Source organism: Leptothoe sp. ISB3NOV94-8A, assembly GCF_043421595.1.
Taxonomy (GTDB): Bacteria; Cyanobacteriota; Cyanobacteriia; order Phormidesmidales; family Phormidesmidaceae; genus Leptothoe; species Leptothoe turfae.
Genome location: NZ_JAXSQW010000001.1, coordinates 2,061,968 through 2,081,140 on the forward strand (window position 1 = coordinate 2,061,968; position 19,173 = coordinate 2,081,140).

At 46.3% G+C, this 19,173-nt stretch carries 11 protein-coding genes; 5 read left to right on the forward strand and 6 right to left on the reverse strand.

The window, feature by feature from the left end; all coding sequences use genetic code 11:
• Positions 1–202 precede the first annotated feature (202 nt).
• The 3 genes from SPB21_RS09040 (at position 203) to SPB21_RS09050 (ending at position 5,935) form a co-directional block, all read left to right on the forward strand.
• Positions 203–2,929, forward strand: a complete 2,727-nt coding sequence (locus SPB21_RS09040; protein WP_499866358.1) for a hybrid sensor histidine kinase/response regulator — start codon at positions 203–205, stop codon at positions 2,927–2,929.
• Between the two features lie 120 nt (positions 2,930–3,049).
• On the forward strand, positions 3,050–4,366 hold the full coding sequence (locus SPB21_RS09045; protein WP_499058708.1) for a hybrid sensor histidine kinase/response regulator: 1,317 nt from the start codon (positions 3,050–3,052) through the stop codon (positions 4,364–4,366).
• 267 nt (positions 4,367–4,633) lie between these two features.
• The gene (locus SPB21_RS09050) at positions 4,634–5,935 is read left to right on the forward strand and encodes a M74 family metallopeptidase (RefSeq protein WP_499866359.1); all 1,302 of its coding nucleotides are present in this window, start codon (positions 4,634–4,636) and stop codon (positions 5,933–5,935) included.
• A 20-nt stretch (positions 5,936–5,955) separates the two neighbouring features.
• On the opposite strand, the gene SPB21_RS09055 is transcribed toward SPB21_RS09050, so the two are convergent.
• From SPB21_RS09055 to SPB21_RS09075, 5 genes are all read right to left on the reverse strand, one after another.
• Entirely contained in the window at positions 5,956–6,429 is a 474-nt protein-coding gene (locus tag SPB21_RS09055; protein ID WP_499866360.1) for a chemotaxis protein CheW, read from the reverse strand.
• Between the two features lie 98 nt (positions 6,430–6,527).
• Positions 6,528–9,536: a hybrid sensor histidine kinase/response regulator gene (locus SPB21_RS09060; protein ID WP_499866361.1), complete on the reverse strand. Its 3,009-nt coding sequence runs from the start codon at positions 9,534–9,536 to the stop codon at positions 6,528–6,530.
• Positions 9,537–9,623: 87 nt separating this feature from the next.
• On the reverse strand, positions 9,624–13,256 hold the full coding sequence (locus SPB21_RS09065) for a GAF domain-containing protein (RefSeq protein ID WP_499866362.1): 3,633 nt from the start codon (positions 13,254–13,256) through the stop codon (positions 9,624–9,626).
• A 120-nt stretch (positions 13,257–13,376) separates the two neighbouring features.
• Positions 13,377–13,922 carry a chemotaxis protein CheW gene (locus SPB21_RS09070; RefSeq protein WP_499866363.1) on the reverse strand — a complete coding sequence of 182 codons (546 nt, stop codon included), beginning with the start codon at positions 13,920–13,922 and terminating at the stop codon, positions 13,377–13,379.
• A 146-nt stretch (positions 13,923–14,068) separates the two neighbouring features.
• Complete coding sequence (locus tag SPB21_RS09075) at positions 14,069–14,998, reverse strand: response regulator transcription factor (RefSeq protein ID WP_499866364.1); 930 nt, start codon at positions 14,996–14,998, stop codon at positions 14,069–14,071.
• 612 nt (positions 14,999–15,610) lie between these two features.
• Between SPB21_RS09075 and SPB21_RS09080 the strand changes: the two genes are divergently transcribed.
• Together SPB21_RS09080 and SPB21_RS09085 are read left to right on the forward strand one after the other, a co-directional pair.
• Entirely contained in the window at positions 15,611–16,225 is a 615-nt protein-coding gene (locus tag SPB21_RS09080; protein ID WP_499866365.1) for a cysteine hydrolase family protein, read from the forward strand.
• Positions 16,219–17,604: a sensor histidine kinase gene (locus tag SPB21_RS09085; RefSeq protein WP_499866366.1), complete on the forward strand. Its 1,386-nt coding sequence runs from the start codon at positions 16,219–16,221 to the stop codon at positions 17,602–17,604. Before SPB21_RS09080 ends, SPB21_RS09085 begins: the two co-directional genes overlap by 7 nt.
• Before the next feature lie 137 nt (positions 17,605–17,741).
• Here the strand turns inward: SPB21_RS09085 and SPB21_RS09090 are convergent, their stop codons facing one another.
• Entirely contained in the window at positions 17,742–19,055 is a 1,314-nt protein-coding gene (locus SPB21_RS09090) for a J domain-containing protein (protein WP_499866367.1), read from the reverse strand.
• Between the last annotated feature and the right edge of the window lie 118 nt (positions 19,056–19,173).

A 19,173-nucleotide genomic window follows, 5' to 3' on the forward strand; every position in this document is an offset into this window, starting at 1 on the left:
ACAACTTTAAACTCTTAAGTCGTCTCAATGAGTCACTTGTTTCATGAAAAAGTGATGATATAGCCATCTATGGCCTGTGGTTAGCCATTTTTTTCCTGGGCACTCTAGCGGATATAGCTGAATCGAGTCTTTTCCAATAACCTTACAGAAGTTGGTAAAGTACATCGTCATCTATTTCCCTACAGTGTTGAACCCAAAACCTATGGCTATGGACAGAAAACACAGTCAAATGCCCCATGGGACGCCGTTAAGCCTTGTGCTTGTCGTCCCATTCGTTTTGCAAATTTTTTCAGCTGTAGGGTTAGTGGGATATCTGTCCTTCAGAAATAGTCAAAAGGCTGTTAATAGCTTGGTTTTACGTCTTAGTAATGAAATTAGTGGCCGGGTTGATCAGCATTTAGACAGTTACCTATCTCGTCCCCATGAACTGGGTGCCATAACCGTCGATGAGTTACAAACTGGAGTCCTTGATATCAAAAATTTTGAGCTGACCGGTCGTAACCTATGGCAAAGGGCACAAACCTATCCAGATATCAATTTTATTGGGTATTACCTGGAGTCAGGAGAAGGGGTGGGAGCTGGACGCTGGCTAGCAGGTCAAGGTGTCACTATCGTCGAACATTCATTAGCAGATGGGAAAGACTATACCTATGGCACCGATGCTCAAGGAAATCGTACCGATGTATTAGATGCTACTGAATATTACGCTCCTGAAGACCAGTGGTATCTCGATGCTGTCAATGCAGGGCAACCAACATGGAGCAGTATTTATAATGCAGAAGGATTCGAAGACTATGTTGCTGCATCTGCTTCGTTCCCCCTTTATGACACTGAAGGTCAGCTTTTTGGGGCATTGAGTATTGATCTGCTCCTGAGTGATATTAGTAATTTTCTGAAAAAACTAGATATCAGCCCCAATGGCAAAGCCTTTTTGATGGAACGGGATGGTCTGCTGATAGGTAATTCTAGTGAAGCCAAGACTTACAGTGTAGTCGATGGAGAACCCCAGCGCCTGAGTGCCCTAGAAAGTTCTGATTCAATTATTCGAGCAACCGCTCAATATCTGGAAGCGGAATTTAATGGCTTTGAAAATATCCAGAATGGCCAGCAATTAGAATTTCGAACAGACGGCAGCCGACAGTTCGTCCAGGTGTCTCCCTGGCAAGATGATTATGGGTTGGACTGGCTGGTGGTGGTTGCCATCCCAGAGTCTGACTTTATGGCAGTAATTAATGCCAACACCCGTAATACGGTCATGCTATGTGTTGCAGCCCTGGTGATTGCAACTTTACTAGGATTTCTGACGTCTCGCTGGATTAGTGCGCCGATTCAGCGATTAAATTTGGCTAGTCAAGCGATCGCAACGGGAGATTTGGACCAATCGCTGCAAGTTAGGGGAATTCGCGAACTACAAGGGTTATCGTCTGCGTTTAACCAAATGGCAGAACAGTTGCAAGATGCCTTTGAAATGCTGGAAACCCGAGTTGCAGAGCGTACTGCTCAGTTAGCTGAAGCGAAGGATCTTGCAGATATGGCCAACCATGCTAAAAGCGAGTTCTTAGCGAATATGAGCCATGAGCTTAGAACACCGCTGAATGGCATTTTAGGATATGCCCAAATTCTGCAACTTCAAAAAAATCGCCCTGACAAAGACCGTAAAAGTATTCGAACTATTTCCCAATGTGCTGGTCATCTCTTAACTCTAATTAATGATGTTTTAGATATTTCTAAAATTGAGGCGCAAAAATTGGAGTTAAATCCTAGCCCCTTTCATTTTCCTTCTTTTGTACAAGGAGTTGTGGAAATTTGTCGGATTCGTGCCGATCAGAAAAATTTACCCCTGATTTTTGAGCCTCTCGATACCTTGCCGCCAGGCATCGTTGCTGATGAAAAACGGTTACGGCAGGTTTTGTTAAATCTCCTTGGCAATGCAGTTAAATTTACTGACGCGGGTAGGGTCACACTGAAGGTGGAAGCGCAAGCTGATCCCCAGAATCCATTACTTACGCAGCTTCATTTTGCTGTTGAAGACACCGGTGTTGGCATTGCAACTGATAACTTTGAGAAAATTTTTGCGCCTTTTGAGCAGACAGATAACACCAAATATGTAATTGAAGGCACTGGATTAGGTCTTGCCATTAGCCAGCAAATTATTCAGCTGATGGACAGCCATATTCAGGTTAAAAGTACCTTGGGCGAAGGCAGTGTCTTTGAATTTGACGTAGTTTGTCCCCTTGCTGAGGACTGGCTTCAAAGTAACCTTGAACAGCCAGGTTTAGGTGAGCTGACGGGATATGACGGTAAAGGTAGAAAAATTTTAGTCGTCGATGATCGATGGGAAAATCGCTCTGTGATCGTCAATCTTTTAGAACCCCTTGGATTTGAAGTATTGGAAGCTCAGGATGGCCAGGATGGCATCACTAAGGCTAAATCATTTCTACCAGATTTAGTGATTACAGACTTGCTGATGCCCAACTTGGATGGCTATGGACTTCTCAAACAGCTTCATAATTTGAAAGAATTCCAATCTGTGCCTATTATTGCTTCTTCGGCACACTTATCTGGTGGAGATTTAGAAGCCAGCATTGAGACTGGATTTAGTGGCTTTTTATCAAAACCGATACAAGCACAAGAGCTTATAAATCAGCTTCAACAGCTCTTGCGCTTAGAGTGGCAATATGACTTAAAACCTGTAGAAGCTGTGTCGCCTAATCTTGGGGCTGAGATGGTTGTGCCATCCTCAGATATCCTGATGCCTCTCTATGAGGCAGCTGAAAAGGGGTATATTGCAGATATTCAAGCTGAAGTTGCTCACCTCAATCAGCTTGGTTCAGACTATGCTCCATTTGTTGATCAGTTGTTGAAACTAGCTGATGACTTTGATGATGAAGGGATTGTCCAACTTGTGAAACCCCATATAAACTTTTAAACCATAGGATGTCCCTTTAGAGACAAACTAACTTTTGGGAAATCTAGAGTAACTAGACTCACCAGATTCAACGCTTACTTTAAATACCTCGTTAATTTTTTCTTTGGACCTCGCTAGATTATGTTGAGCTCCCAACGAAGTGAAATTTTGATTGTTGATGATATTCCAACTAATATTAAACTCCTCTACGAATTTCTTCAACAGTCTAATTACAAAGTTTCAATTGCTAAAAATGCAGAGAGTGCTTTTAAGAAATTAGAAAAAATAGTCCCAGATCTTATTCTACTGGATGTGATGATGCCAGGGCTGGATGGATTTGTAGTCTGTGAAAAACTCAAGCAGAATCCAAGGACCCGAGATATTCCAGTTATCTTTATGACAGCCCTGACCGATGAGGTCGATAAGGTTAAAGGCCTCAGCATAGGTGCCGTTGACTACATTACTAAGCCGATCCACCCTGATGAGGTGCTAGCACGGGTTAAAGTGCACCTGACATTGCGACACACACAAATGCAGTTACTCAGTGAAATTACTGAGAGAACGCAGGCCGAGAGAGAGCTACAGCGGGCCCTTGAGGAACTTAAGAAAACACAAATACAACTGGTACATAATGAAAAGATGCTGAGCTTGGGGCAACTTGTTGCAGGGGTTGCCCATGAAATCAATAATCCAGTGAATTTTATCCATGCCAATCTTCACCACGCTGAGCGCTATGTGGAAGATCTATTGAGCATTATCTCACTCTATAAGCAGCATATTCCCAACCCTCCAAAGGCAGTTGCTGACAAGATCGATGAACTGGATCTGGACTATCTTGAGCAGGATCTAATGAAGATCTTAAACTCTATGAGCCTTGGCACTAGTCGGATCTGTGACATTGTGCTTTCTCTGCGGACGTTTTCGCGACACCATGAGGCAGAGATTAAACTGGCTGATATCCATGAGGGTATCGATAGTACCCTCACCATTTTGCAAAGTCACTTGCAACGTAGCAATCACTATCCTGATATTCAGGTTGTTAAAGATTACGGAGTCTTACCTCTGGTTGAATGCTATGCAGGGCAGCTCAATCAGGTATTTATGAATTTGTTGAGTAACGCCATTGAGGCTGTGAATGAGCGTGATGCTCACCGAACTGTGGAAAATGCGATCGCAGATCCCGGCATGATTAAAATTTCGACAGCGATCCAGGATAGTCGGCTGCTGATCCGAATTATGGATAACGGTATGGGCGTGCCGGAAAATTTGCGATCGCAAATTTTCAACCCCTTCTTTACGACCAAATCCGTCGGCAAAGGTATCGGTATGGGGCTGTCCATCAGTTACACCATCGTAACTGAAACCCACAAAGGCAAACTGTGGTGTGAACCCATTCCAAACCAGCCAGGGACCCAGTTTCTGATTGAAATTCCCATTGCCTCAACTAAATCAGTTTAGGGGATGAACGGCTCTGTGAAACTTGCCAATAGCCTGGATTGGCAAGGCTAAATCATACTCAGGAGCGGCAAGGCTGGGTTTCAGGAAACTAGAGAGGATTTTAAATTGATTTAGATTCATTGAAATTCACCTGAAAATCCACCAAAAACCCAACAAATAGATATCTATTTAGATATCTAACCGCATAGTCATATCCTGCTAACATTTGCAGGGACCTGAGCTTGGTTAACATTTCGCTTTCCTACATCAGCATCGTTTGGAGGACCTATGGGGACTTGGATTAAGGAAACTGATAAAGCCATTTATCTAATGGAGGGTGGTTACTACCGCCAGAAAATTGACAAGTCCCCACGTCAGGGTGATGTAGAGGGTGAAACCTTTTTTCGGACTAAGGTGCTCAAGGACTGGCTTAATAGTGATGATGCACCAGGGTTTTTCCTGGTATCCGTAGGGACCGGAGTCGATGAGCCGCAACCCAAGCCGCAACCCCCCGCTCCCCCGCCGATTTCCAACCCTCAACCGGTGACCCCCACCCCTGAGCCGCCGTCTAGTCAGGGTATCAAAATCACCAAAGTTCCTAACCAGGTAAAAATCTACCACCCCTATCAGCTGGCGGGCACCACCAGTGATGATTTGGTGGGTAAAACGGTGAACCTTTATGTGGACAACAACCAAAAGCCCATTGCAACAACAACGGTTAATGGGAATAACCAGTGGGCTTTTCAGTCCGTCTTTTTAGCCGTGCCTAAGCCCCAGATGCGTCGGCTGAAGGTGGTTGCGGGGGAGGCTACGGATATGGCGTCTCTAACCCTTACCCCCTACATTGAGAAACATCCAGGGGGCCAGAAGCTTGCGCTTAGTGCCAGTGTTGGGTCTGGAGGGTCAAATCGAGCCAGTGATGTCAAACTTGTCCGCGACCGTTTAGTGGTCCTGGGATATGACTTTGCGGCAGGCAACTCCATGAATAATCTGATCCAGGCTATTCAGCTGTTTCAGTCTGCGATCTCAGGCAGTACCACGCTTCGAGGTGATGGGCGAGTGGATGTCGGGGGTAAAACCCAGCAGTTTTTAGAAGCCGCGAATGCACCCAAATGGATGCGGATGCCAGGCCAGGGGGTGGGCTTTTATAACGTGGAAGTGTTAGACCAGCCAGGGGATAGCCATGACTATGGTATTGATTGGATTAGCAATGTAATTCGCTCAGCCGGTATTCACTATGAGCTGGCCTATCGTAAAAATCGTTCAGAGATTGCCCCCATGGCCGTTAATGATGTCAGTCTCCCCAAGGGAGGGCGCACGCCGGATCATTCTGGTCATCAAAGCGGCAATGCGGGGGATATCGTGCTACCCCGTAAGGGAGGACGGTTTGGCGGTACAAGATGGTCTAATGCTAACTACGATCGCAATGCAACCGAGGCCATCTTAAAGGCGTTACGAGCACAACCTTGGGTCGATAAGAGGACTCTGTATTTCAACGATCCCGCTCTGATTAGCAAAAGGCTATGCCGACGCGCAGGCGGCCATGATGATCACATTCATTTTGAGATCAATGTGCCCCCGCAGGTCTAATGTGGTTGCTAGTGAGGGCGCTAGGCGCTGACAGGTTGACCAATGTCATGTTGAAAAACAGCATGGACATCTAACAATAGCAGGGTGCGATCGCTATCCTTTTCAGACACAATCGCCATGTGGCTAATCCAGTTTGTCTTGTGGTCAAACGGGGGTTCCAGGGATACCGGTTTAAAGAGGGTCAAGGGGAGTTCTATCAAGTCGGGTGGCTCCTCCAAGGCGATGCCCCATAGCTCCTTTTGAGGGGTGCGAACAACCACTAGAAAGGGAGCATGATCAGGTGAGGCTTCAGCCGTCTTACCGACTTCTCTATGTAAATTTAAGAGTCGGACTGTGTGGGAGCCCAACTGCACTAAGCCAATGCCCACAGTTCCCCCTTGAGTAGGGGGTGGGCAGTTAACAATTTTCAGAATGGACATCATGGGCAAGGCAAACCAGTAGCCACCCACGTCAAAGGTAATAAATCGTTCTATCTCTGGTGTGTTGTTATCCATAGGGGGGAGTACAGGGGAGCGGTGGGTCTTCAAGGCGTTTGAAAACGCCCTATCGATAAAAGATGGGGCTATGCTGCGGAATGTTAGCAATTTAATGCTTAAGCGTCCGGCGTTAAGACATTGTTAATGGTTTCAATCAGCTGAGGCATCAAATAGGGCTTGGTTAAATAGTTATCGGCCCCCAAAGACTGAGCCAGGTGACGATGTTTATCCCCTGTTCGGGATGTGAGCATAATCGTTGGCACCGATGCAACGGTTGGGATTCTCTGGCGCGCTCTTAGAAAATCAAAGCCATTCATGCCTGGCATTTCTAAGTCACACAAGATAACTGTCACTGGCGTGTGCTCTAGTTTTTGTAACGCCTCATTGCCTTCTTTAGCTTGGATAACCCGATAGCCAGCCTTTTGTAATCCCTGGGCTAGGGTATTACGCACCGTAATGGAATCATCAACGATTAAGATCGATTGTTTCTCTAGAGTCGATGGTTCAGCTTGATGGTGTGGTGGTGGAGAACTTACGGTTGATGTTTGAGAAGACTGTTGTAAAACATTCACCGTTAACAGACTGCCATCAATGACCAGGCTGAGACGACCATTGGGGAGAATGCTACAGCCATAGAAATACTCGGGGGTAAAGGCCATATCTCCCAGGGAGCGAATGACGAGTTCTTGTTCTCCCAAAAGATGATCGCATTCTAGACCCAAGATCTTATCTTGGTGTCGCATAATCAAAATTGGACTGGATATATCGGCTGTCTGGTCTGTTCTTTGCCAATGGCTATGGGGAAGTTTGGCGTTGTAGTTGAGGGCATCTGCAAGGGAAATGACGGGCACTAAATATTCTTTACCTTCCAACTCCCAGCTCAGCATTTTTCTCTCATTACGGGTACTTAACTGCTCAGGTTTAGGAACGAGAATTTGCTCAATGGCATCGGTCATAAAGGTATATAGTGTTTCACCTGTTTGACAGAGTAACAATCTGGCAATTGTTAAATGAGTCGGAAGCTCCAGGGTGAAACAGGTTTCTTGGTCAGGTTTATGGGTGACCGTCACCCTGCCGTGGAGGGGATATATCTGAGCCCGTACCGCATCGAGTCCAAACCCTCGCCCTGAGATGTCATTAACTTGCGCTGACGTTGAAAAACCTGGCTCAAAGATTAGTTCGCTGATTTGGTCAGATGTTAGTTGTTGAGCCTCATCTGCTGTGATCAGTTGTTGGTAGATCGCTTTTTTCCGAATGCTATCAAGGTTAAGACCACGACCATTATCTCGCACAGTGATGCTGAGGTGGTGCCCTTCTTGTTTTGCGGATAGCGTGATTTTAGCGTCTTCTATCTTTCCCTGCTGTTTACGCTCTGATGCTTTTTCGACACCGTGGTCAAAGGCGTTGCGGATCAGGTGCAAGAGGGGTTCATAAAGCTTGTCAGCGATCATCTTATCGACAAGGACATGACCACCTTCAATCAATAGCTCTACGGGTTTGCCTTGTTGAGCCACTAAGCGCCCTAAAACTTGGTGAAAACGTTGAAACACATTGTCGATGGGCTGCATTCTCGCTGTGACCACGGTTTCTCGTAGAGTTTTAATTAACCGCTGCTGTTTTTCAACGGCCTGAGTGTTCTGGCGCACAAACAGTTCAATGGCTTCAGCATTTTCTATTTGCTGCACTAAGGTGTCCAACGACGCCTGGACTTGCAGCTGAAGTTCGCTGTAGTTGTCGAATTCTAATGTATCGAACTGGTATTCAGTGCTGCGGGTGGTGGGGTGGGCGAGGGTGCTATTGCTGGCTTGGTTGAGTAATTTGGTTAACTGTTGTTGTTGCTGCTCTAGTCGGTTGAGTAGAGCCTTACTGGCGGTTGCTAATTGCTGATTGTGAAGGGCCTGCCGATTTTGCTGGGTTAATAAATCACCAATGGCATAGTTAATTTGGTCCAGGTGAGCAACGGATATTTTAAGGTTGGAGACATGTAAGGTCGGAATACTGGAGGTTTTAGGAGCCGACTTAGGAATAGGTAAGTCAGAGAGTCGGGGGGCATCTGTCCTGGAGTCACTGTTGTCTAAACCAGCCCCCCCCTGCTGGGTTGCGAATAAAGCATTCGTTTCAGCGATCGCAACTGATTTTGATGTTGTCAATAGATCGTCCAATGTCCCTTTGTTGGCTGCTCCTTGCTCAGGAATAGACGGAGGTGAGTTGGGGGGGCGGCTGGGGGCGACTGGGCTCTGCGATTTAGTCGCAGTTTGATGTTTCGCTGTCGTCCCTGGAATCGGATGGTTTAAAGCATTCCACACCTGTCCTAACCAATTGTTCTTGGCGGACTTGGGGGGAGTGGCCAATTTTTTTAGCATTAAGCTGGGTTCACCGCCGCGATTGCGATCGCCGTCCAAGACAAGCTGCTGGCCAGCGCGGTAGTCGTCTAAGGCAATCTGGGCAATTTGCACCACCAGATCAGGCCGACACTCCAGTGCTTTGAGCGTGGTTTGAACAATTGCTCCAAACCCTGGCAGATTAAACGACTCGGCTAAACCACCAAAAACATCCGCCTGGGAGCGCAATAAAGACCTAAGATTTTCTGGATCTGGCGTTTCCAGGGCCACTTCTAATTGCCGGAGACGTTGCGTGATGCCTTTCTCAAAAACTGACCGGGTAATATCCACCCCCAGCTCACTCGATGTGGGTAAATAACCATCTTGTCCAAACCGACTGCCCAGATGTTTTTCCAACTTAGAGACCACATCTGCCATGCGCTCCAAAATGCTGGGCTCATCAATCTGGGCCTCTGCTATTTGGGCCGAAAGTAGCAACTGTAAGCAGCCATAGCCCTCAAAAATGAGTGATTCTATGGCAGGAGTGAGGGAGGCATTGGGACTACACAATGCCCTAAACACATTCTCTAGGGAATGGGTGGTTGTTTTAATGTGGTCTAATCCGACACTGGCGGCGGCTCCTTTCAGAGTATGGGCTATTCGCATCAATGCATAGACCTTCTGGACACCAAAATCCTGGCTGAGGGTTTGCAGCTCACCGTCCATTTGCTGAAGCAACTCGGAGGCTTCTTGCAAAAAGTAAGAGGGTACCTGCTGGGAATGCACGGAATCAGAAGTCATCATTCACTGAAAACGAGATTGTTATGGCATGTAAAAATCTGGTAGCGCCCTGGGATTAGGTTAAACAAAGGACGCTACGATGTTCGACTGTTAGAACACTGATTCAGTGCCCGTACTGGCTTGAAGCGCCTTGGCGGTCGTTAACAGTTGATGAATGGATAAGGTTAACTGTTCTGAATTTTTCGAGGTTTGAGCAGCGGTGGTGGTGGCTTCTGTCACGGTGGCCGTCACCCCCTTAAACTCATCGGCCTGTTGGTGTGTGGCTTCGGTGATTTCCTCAATCAAGTTACTGATCTGGCCGGTAGCTTCTACAATTTCCGTCAAATTACGACGGGTGTCGGTGACCAGATTGGTGCCTTCCGCCACCTGCTGGATACCCGTTTCCATAGCGGTTGAAACCTCTGCGGTACCCACCTGAATTTCCTGCACTAGCTGTTCAATTTCGGTGGCTGCTTCAGCAGATTGTCGGGCTAGCGATCGCACTTCGTCCGCGACAACGGCAAACCCACGACCATATTCCCCTGCGCGGGTGGCTTCGATAGAGGCATTCAGTGCCAGTAGCTGGGTTTGAGTGGTGAATTGACTGATCAGGCTGACCACCTTCGAGATTTTCTGGGACGACTCACTCAGCCGTTTAATGCGCTGGTTAGTGTCGGCTACGGTGGAACGAATGGTCATGATGCCATCAACCGTGCGGTTCATGGCGGCATCGCCAATGCGCACGGTTTTGTTCGCCTGCTGGACAACAGCTTCCACTTGTTGGGCATCACCCACCACCCCTTCAGAAAGGCGCATGAGATCTTGAACACGCTTGAGAACCTGGGTTAGAGACTCAGTTTGCTGGGTGATGGAGACGGCGTTTAACTGGGATGTCTGCCCCACTTGATCCGCCGCTTTTTGCACCTCTAAAACAATTTCAGTCAGGGCTGTATTTTTAGCCTTGAGCTGATCTAAATATTCACCCTGCTGCAGCGCCAGGTTAAGCTGGGCACCAATGCGATGAATAAATTCCACTTCAGACTCTTGCCATTCACGGGGTCCCTGGCACTGATGAATGGCAAATAAGCCCCAAAGCACATCGCCTTTGAGTAGGGGAACGACTAAGCTAGCCCGGACCTGTAGGTTAGCCAGTAGATCGACTAAGCAATTGGGCAGATCCAGGGTTTTAACATCATTGACGACCCAGTAGCGGCCTTTTTGATAGTTTTCTGCTTGACCTTCAGCAAAACAGTGATCTTGTATCCTGGCAGCCATCGCAGACCGTACCCCTGGAGCAACGTCTTCTACAACAAACGCTCCGACACTATAGTTGGTGGCTGGATCAAATTGGTACAGCCCTACTCGATCAGCTTGAAGCATTTCACGAATGTCACGGGCCACTGTTGTCAGCGCCTGGGGTAAATCGGTGGCTTTGCGGAGACGATCGATAATAGTACTGATTAATTTTTCCTGCTGAGCTATGCGGGCCAAGCGTTTGAGGTAATCTGCTTGCTGCATGGCAGTCCCCACCTGTAAACCAATTTGTTTCAGGGCATTAATCTCTGCGTTAGTCCATGAACGGGGTTTCTCATTTTGATATGCACTCAGCACACCCCAGAGCTGACCTTTATTAAAGATGGGTACTGCCACATAGGCATTAATGCTAAATTCCTCCAGCATTTCAATCTCCAAAGGTGCATGGTCAGCGGCATAGATATTGTTAATGACTAAGCTGTCTTGGTTGCGATAAGGCCCTCCCTGGGTTTCCTGCAAATTGTGCTTTGGCCAAATTGCCTGCAGATTTTCTTCTAAGTCTGAACTGGCCTGACTTTTTGCACTTGATCCATAGAGTAGTTCGGTACTCCAGTCAGCTTTGAAGCGATGGAAGGCGACGCGATCGCATACCAGCAGTTGCCGTACTGCTCGCTGTGTTATTTTCAAGATTTGCTCAGCGTCCTGGGCTTGCAAAATCTTTGGAATGATAGTGGACACTGAACGACCAATTTGAGCCGCTTTAGTCATCTGAGCCGATTGCTCTTGTAACTGGGCAACATAATTAGCCCCTTTCAGACTGACTTCCATCTGGCGGCTGATATCTTGTAAAACGTTGATATCACTCTCCAGCCAATGGCGAGGCCCACTATGTTGAAAAGCACCTAATAGCCCCCAAAGTTTACCTCCCTGTCTAATGGCGACGATCAAGAAGGATTTAACGCCAAAATGCTCTAAAGTTTGAACATGACATTCACTTAACCCAGCGGAGTAAATGTCATCTGCGAGAAACGGTTGCTCAGTGTTGCGGAATCGCCCCCCTTGATTCTCTTGAATGTAGGTATCTTCCCAGGCGCTTCCCACCAATGATGGCCACCCACCGGTACCAGATTCATAGATAAAGTCGCCGAAATAATCTGGGCGAAATTTGTAAATGCAGACGCGCTCTGCATTCAGGAGATTACGAACTTCTTGTACAGCGGTTTGATAAATGTTTTCAGCATAGGCCGTATTGCTAATTTTATTAATAATGTCGGGCAGGGCTTCCTGGTTTTTAGAGGCTTTGGCTTGATCCTCTATGAGTTCTGATTGATGCAAGCTGACCCCGACCAAGTCACCTAACTGAGTCAACAATTTGACTTCATTGGGGTCCCAGTATCGGGCACCATTGTGTTGATAGGCCCCCAGCAAACCCCACAGTTTCTGTCCTTGATAAATCGCCACAATGGCACAGGCTTTAATGTCAAAGTCGGTTAGAGTCTCGACATGGCAAGGGGTGAGCGTGGAATCTTTGGCGACATGGTTGACAACAAATGGGTCAGATTGTTTAAAGATTCCTCCCTCATGCTTTTGCAGATGGCTATCTGCTAAAACAACATCGAGCATCGAGGCGACTTGTCCCACTTTTGATTCAAAGACAAATTGAAGACTGTAGTCTTGACGAAACTGGCAAATGGCCACGCGATCAACATTTAGGAGTCTCCTAAGGTCTCGAGTGATGCCCCGAAAGAGGGTTTCTTGATCGGAGGATTGACGGAGTTTGTCACTGACACTAGCAAGCAACTGTCGTTCAGCTTGCAGTCGTAATGGCTGAAGCTTTAAGATGAGTTCGGTGCCGACTTGATAGAGTAGGGCAATTTCAGAATCTGTCCACTGACGAGGGGCTGCACAATTTTGAACGACCAACAATCCCCACAACTGGTTTTCTAAAAAAAGAGGTAAGCCGAGACTAGCCTGTACCTGCAAGCGTTGGGCGGTTTGCGCCTGGTAGGGTGTAATCGCCTCTTCTGCAATATTATTAATACTGATAACGGCTTGTTGCTGATAGTGTTGAGTGGTAGTTGCTCCGAAGGATAAGGGGGCAATAGTCTGTCCCAAAGCAGGTGTATAGCCGGACGTGAGTGACTCGGCAATGACAGTGCCTTGGGTTTCAGATTGAAACTGATAGATCAGGACTCGGTCTGCATTAAATCGTTTACGTAATTGACTAACCGTAACCTGGTAAAGGTTTTCTAAGTCAGTGGCTTGAGCCATGGCGTTTGCGATCGCAAACGGTCGTCTACTCTGATTCTGTGAAAAGGGAATGGACTCTACTGCAAGGGTGATCTCAGTAGACTGGTCTGACGCAGTTTGACTTAGCGTCAACTCCTCAGCGGCTAGCATTAGTTCTGGAGACGAGTCCTGCTCTTCTGGAGATGGGGTATCAACGGTTGTCAGTAGCTCGTCTGAATTATTGTTAGCGATGTTATCCATGAATAATTTTAAACCTTAGTCGTGTGTAATTAATGTGTAATTTCAGCGTGTAATTTCAGCCCATAGCATCGAGTAATGCTGAGGTGAACTCCTAGGTTAGAAGAGCAGGAGCTTAGGGTATTAAGGGGGACCTTGTAGAGAGCGTTCAACAATGACATCCACATCCAATACAGTACCTCCATGGTTTGGCAAATAGCCCATGACAAAAGGCGCTATTGGCGTCGAGTCAAATTCGGTTGGCAAGTGAATTGTCTCAGGAGCCACCATTTCCACATCATCCACCTGTTCTACCGCCAGACCAACCCTGCGATCGCCAGATTCGATAACAATCACTAATGGCTTTTCTAGGGATGGGGCCTGCTGCCACAGCGGCGATGAGCCAACTAACACATTTAGATCCGTCAGCCACAGAATGGCACCGCGCCAGTGGCATACGCCCAATAAATAAGCCGGTACCTCTGGTACAGGTAAAATCTCTACTGGCTCTAATTGCAATATCTCAATAATCGTTTCTAGGGGCAATAATGTTCCGTTCTCTCCGGAGAGTTTAAATCTCAAAAAACGTTGACGCGTATCTTCAGGAATGGGCTCCAGTCCAAGTGGATCCGACAGTGCCGCAGTCTCCTGAAGAGATGACTGTAGCTGACTGACAACAGTTGATGCCATGGCTGATGTGCTCAGGTGGATATAAGTTCTATAGTGTTGATGTTCACGCGAGGGCCTAAGTACTGATACTGAGAACAGCATCAGAATCAGAGTATTTATTGACTAATTAGCGAACATGACGGCCACTAAACACATTAGAAAAAAGATCAAAATTCACTTGGAGAAAGACTTTGGATGGTTTCTTCACGACTAGCACCCAAGTATTTGTTGAGTACCTTGAGGACGCGCTTTTTCTTGACCGGCTTGCTGAAGAATCCTGATGCACCAACGATTCTGGCGCGAATTCGATCGATAATACCATCATTATTAGTAACAATAATAATAGGGGTTTTTCGAAAGGTAGATATGCGTCGAATCTGAGCACATACCTCATAGCCATTGGTAAATGGCATCACCAGATCTAGAAAAATAACCTTAGGTCTAAGCTCCAATAATATAGGAATAGCGTCTAATGGTTCAGTAATATTGTCATATTCATAGCCTGCACCCCTGACAATTTCTGCCATAACTTGGCTATCTACCGGACTATCATCAACGTACACCACCCTTGATTGACTTGATGTTGTTGTTGGGTTAGTAGCATTTGCTACCTGAGCCCAACGCTTGGATATCTGAGCTTCTCTTGAACGTTGAGAAGCTGGCAAACGATCCTGGAATAATGGGCTTTCGAAACCATAAGATATGGCTGAAAGAGCAGATGCATTTTCAGGACTTAAGAGAGCCTTGATTTTATTCAAGACACTTGTTAAATCAATTGGTTTCAGCTCATAATCGTCACAGCCTGACTCGGATACTTTACCCCATTCGGCATCTGAGGTTAGTGCCATCAGCGCCATAATCGGGATGTTCTGAGTGACGGTGGAAGCCTTCAGGATCTTAATAGTTTGCCAACCATCAATTACAGGCAGATCTGTTGCAATTAAGATCAAATCCGGCAGCTCAGTGACCGCCATTAAAATCCCTTCATCCCCTCCATCATTGGCCAGCACCACCTCATATCCGTACTGTGCAAGTTGTTTTTGTAACATCCTACACATGGGCTCATCATGTTCTACTAATAAGATTTTCCAAGTCATAAAAGAGATTCAAATGAATATGGGTGTCTGGGCTAAAAGGCTTTGAACTTATTGGACGATAGTCAACAGCTCAGAGCCAAAGTTGCTGTTGACCAATGCCAAATCACAATAACCGTTTGACGTGAACCAAAGAGGCTATTGCTGCGACCCTCCATCCATTTGACTAATCAAGCTTTCCTGGGTGGAAATAGATTGAAAAAAATAGACCAGTTGCATAGATACACTCAGTTTCGACAACGAAATAATTTTTCTATTCGTTCTTATGGTTATAAAGATGTTCAGGAATAGGAAAAATTACTGGGGCGTTTTTTCATCAAATTGTTGATGTTCACTGGAATTAATCAGCATATATAGGGATTGATTGGCCCAATTATGCGTTAGACCAGAGCGCTACTGACCAAGACTGGATATAACCAATTACAAAATTCATATATGTGAGGTGGTTATCTAATTTTGTTTAAATATAATTTAAATTATTCTGAATGATTTGGAGTGGATGTAGGTAGTCGCTAATCGCGACCATTATTTACTGACTACACCGAGAATTCAACTCGTCAGGATATGAATTTTTAGCTATCAGACCTTACAGACGTGTTTATCCGATTTCAGCTTATGAATCCTCAGCGTACCGCCTTGCTTCTCATTGGTTTTCAAAACGACTATTTTGCTCCGGATGGAATTTTGCACGGAGTGATTGATGCATCAGCTAAGGCTGTCAAGACAGTTGAAAATGTGACCAGGCTATTGTATTCCTTAGAAAATACCGCTGTTTTATTAATTTCTACCCCCATCTGCTTTACCCCAAACTATGAGGAGTTGATGGAACCCGTGGGTATCCTAAAGACAATTAAGGATATGAGAGCTTTTCAAGAAGGCTCTAAGGGCTTTGAAAGTATTCAGGCACTACTACCGTTTAAGGATAAAATTTTAGAGGTTCCTGGCAAGCGTGGATTTAATGCGTTTATCAATACTGATCTAGACGGAATCCTGCGAAAGAATAATATTGTTCACCTTGTTTTAGCGGGTGCTGTAACGTCTATTTGTATTGACTCTACTGGTCGCTCAGCCCATGAAAAAGGCTACCATGTCTCTATTCTTAAAGACTGTACATCAGCACGCACAACCTTTGAGCAAGACTTTTATTGCGAAAATATATTTCCTTTATATAGCGATACCATCACGTCTTCAGAGTTTTTGGAAAAGCTAGCCGTTGAATCGTTATGCTAGAGCCTGAAAAAGTCAACGAACTCTACACCCAAATTCAGTATCGCTTAATTGAAAAGGTTACAGAGTCAGAGCGACGTTATCGTACTCTAGTCGAAAATTTACGGGAGATCGTGTTCGAATGTGACTATTCGGGGGTACTGACATTTATTAATCGAGCCTGGACCGAAACGTTAGGGTATGCGTTTGGAGATGTTGTCGGTAAGTCCCTGGATCAGTTTATCAATGAGGATGACATTCATAAATGGCAAACAGCATTACAAATGCAAATCGACTGCTATTTAGAGCTGCGGTTTTATGCTGACAATGGCTCTCTATTGTGGTTAGAGCTTGCCATGCGGTTTGAGGATAGTAATAGCCTCTCAGGTGCACTGATTAATATCACTGAGCGTAAACAGGCTGAGACTTTTTTAAGACAGGCAAATGAGCAGCTTGAAGATAGAGTCAGGCAGCGTACATTGGAATTGATAAGCGCCAATCAGAAATTGCAGCATACGATACGGCAGCTGAAGTATGCCCAGGGACAACTTGTACATAAAGAAAAAATGTCTAGCCTGGGCCGGTTGGTAGCTGGCGTAGCCCATGAGATTAATAATCCCGTGAGTTTTGTACATTGTAATCTTGAGCCAGCCCAAGCCTATGCCCAGGAACTATTGAGTTTGCTTGGGCTCTATCAGCAGCACTATCCTCAACCTGCTGAGGGTATCCAATCCATGCTTGATGATTGTGATATTGAGTTTATTAAAGGAGATTTTCCCAAGTTGCTAAGCTCTATGGAGTCAGGCACAGAGCGCATCAGAAAAATTGTCGATTCCCTACGAGGCTTTTCTCGCGTAGATGAATCATTAATGACAAAAGTAGATATCCACAAGGGCATCGATGATACGTTATTGATTTTAAACCATCGCTTTAAGGGAAAAAACAGTGAAGAGAAAGGGATTCAGTTAATTAAAAGCTATGGTGAACTGCCATTGATTGATGGTTTTCCGGATCAGCTTAATCAGGTGTTTATGAATCTGTTGAGTAATGCCATTGATGCCCTATTAGCTGTTGAGAAAAATGATGCTAGCGTATTAGGTAACACGTTGCTAAATTCTGTGCCTGTGTTGACAATTTGTACTCACGCACAGAATGGTTTTGTTAATGTTGAAATTTCTGATAACGGGCCTGGTATTTCTGAGGATATTATCTCCCGGGTGTTTGAGCCATTTTTTACAACTAAGCCGGTTGGAAAAGGAACTGGGCTGGGGTTATCGATTAGTCATCAAATTATTGTTGAAAACCATCATGGGCAAATAAGCTGTAGCTCTGATATTGGCCAGGGAACAACATTTAAAATCCAGATGCCGATAAACGATGCGGGCGTTGCGGATGCTCGATAGGGTTTAATTTATAGCCGTTACTGATCCTCTCAAGGATCAGTAACGGCATTTGTGGCAGTTCCCGGTTGGGATGAATACAGTTTGGTGGTGTCAGTGATTGGTGAGTGGGGGTAATGTTTAATGCTATGTCACTAAAGTTAGATCCAGATACGCCAGACTAAATAGCCGATGCTCAAACACGTAAAGAACAGGCTGGGTGTTAGCCAGGTGGCAGCAACTACAGAATAATGTTGAATTTGGTGACAGCCGCTGTGGAGGGTTAAAAGTGTGTGGTGCAGAGCGATACAAAGCAGCAGCAACCACAGCCAGGGGATACCAATGGCCACAGGACTGATCAAGATAAAGATGCCCATGGGCAATAACGTGGCACCAGCGATAAACGTGTCGTCGGACCAACTGCCGTGGCGTCGTAGACAAAGACGGGAAACGGCCAACATCATAATTAAACTTAAAAAAGCGGCAGAACCCGATAGCCAGAATGCGCCCAGGGCAATATTGCTGCTGGTTGCGCCTGAGGCAAACGGCAGCATGTAGCCGCCTAAGGTAAAGCTGCCCAGGGCCAGGGTGGCGAGTAAACAGCCGACGCGCAAAGCCTGGCGTTGATTAAGGTGGCTATAAATGGCAGGCAACTCTTCTGCTGGGTTGCTCAGTAGACCGAATAGTAATCGATTGAGCTGCCCCAGTAGGCCCCATCGCTTAGCGACAATTCTGCGGGAAGGGGTGCTGAGTTTAAAGCGCCGCTGTTTGCGGAGAGCGTGGATGCGATCGCAACTCCGATGATAGCCTTCCAAGTCTCCCTGGGCTTGGTAATACATGGAGGCAGTTTGAAAGTCAGTGGTGGCCTCGTCCCATTCCTGGATATCTTCATAGGCCACTGCCCGTTGAAAATAGGCTTGGGGATCATCGGGTTCAAGGACAATGGCTTCGGTAAAGGCAGCGATCGAGCTCTCCGTATAGCCCAGACGATAGCGCGCCAAACCAAGGTAGTAATACGTCTGGGGTAATGTATCTGAAAACTGTAGTAGCCGCTGACAGTCTGCCAGTACCCCAGCATCATCTTCTAAAATGTAGCGCACCTGAGCCCGTCGTAAATAGGCCTCAGCTAAGTTTGGCTGGAGCTCAATGGCTTGGTCAAAATCTGCCAATGCCGCTTTATAACGCCTTGCTAAGGTTTGCTGAATACCCCGCAGGTAGAAATCATGGGCTGTTTGGGGTCGAGTGCCATTATATTCAGTGGTGCCTGTGCAGTCATAGCGCTGTCGCCGCACCTGGTCCGTCAACACTTCATAGGCCTCATGCAGGGCTCGAAACTTTTCCAGGGCTCTTGGATCGTTTGGGTTTAAGTCGGGGTGATAGCGTCGTGCTAATCGTCGAAACGCCGCTTTGATTTCTGTTTGAGTGGCATCGGGCGATACCTGTAACCGGGCGTAATAGTCGTCAGGAATGGCCATAGACAACCAAACAAGTGGGATATGGATGGGGTGATGATGTAGGAGATGTCCTTATTGTAATCATTTAGTCAGGTGAATCGTAACTCACGACGCAATACTCCCTACCAACGACGCACCG

Bases quoted from the DNA above. Each gene is read 5' to 3' on its own strand.
- SPB21_RS09040 (WP_499866358.1), top strand. From the start codon at position 203: ATGGCTATGGACAGAAAACACAGTCAAATGCCCCATGGGACGCCGTTA.
- SPB21_RS09045 (WP_499058708.1), top strand. From the start codon at position 3,050: ATGTTGAGCTCCCAACGAAGTGAAATTTTGATTGTTGATGATATTCCA.
- SPB21_RS09050 (WP_499866359.1), top strand. From the start codon at position 4,634: ATGGGGACTTGGATTAAGGAAACTGATAAAGCCATTTATCTAATGGAG.
- SPB21_RS09055 (WP_499866360.1), bottom strand. From the start codon at position 6,429: ATGGATAACAACACACCAGAGATAGAACGATTTATTACCTTTGACGTG.
- SPB21_RS09060 (WP_499866361.1), bottom strand. From the start codon at position 9,536: ATGATGACTTCTGATTCCGTGCATTCCCAGCAGGTACCCTCTTACTTT.
- SPB21_RS09065 (WP_499866362.1), bottom strand. From the start codon at position 13,256: ATGGATAACATCGCTAACAATAATTCAGACGAGCTACTGACAACCGTT.
- SPB21_RS09070 (WP_499866363.1), bottom strand. From the start codon at position 13,922: ATGGCATCAACTGTTGTCAGTCAGCTACAGTCATCTCTTCAGGAGACT.
- SPB21_RS09075 (WP_499866364.1), bottom strand. From the start codon at position 14,998: ATGACTTGGAAAATCTTATTAGTAGAACATGATGAGCCCATGTGTAGG.
- SPB21_RS09080 (WP_499866365.1), top strand. From the start codon at position 15,611: ATGAATCCTCAGCGTACCGCCTTGCTTCTCATTGGTTTTCAAAACGAC.
- SPB21_RS09085 (WP_499866366.1), top strand. From the start codon at position 16,219: ATGCTAGAGCCTGAAAAAGTCAACGAACTCTACACCCAAATTCAGTAT.
- SPB21_RS09090 (WP_499866367.1), bottom strand. From the start codon at position 19,055: ATGGCCATTCCTGACGACTATTACGCCCGGTTACAGGTATCGCCCGAT.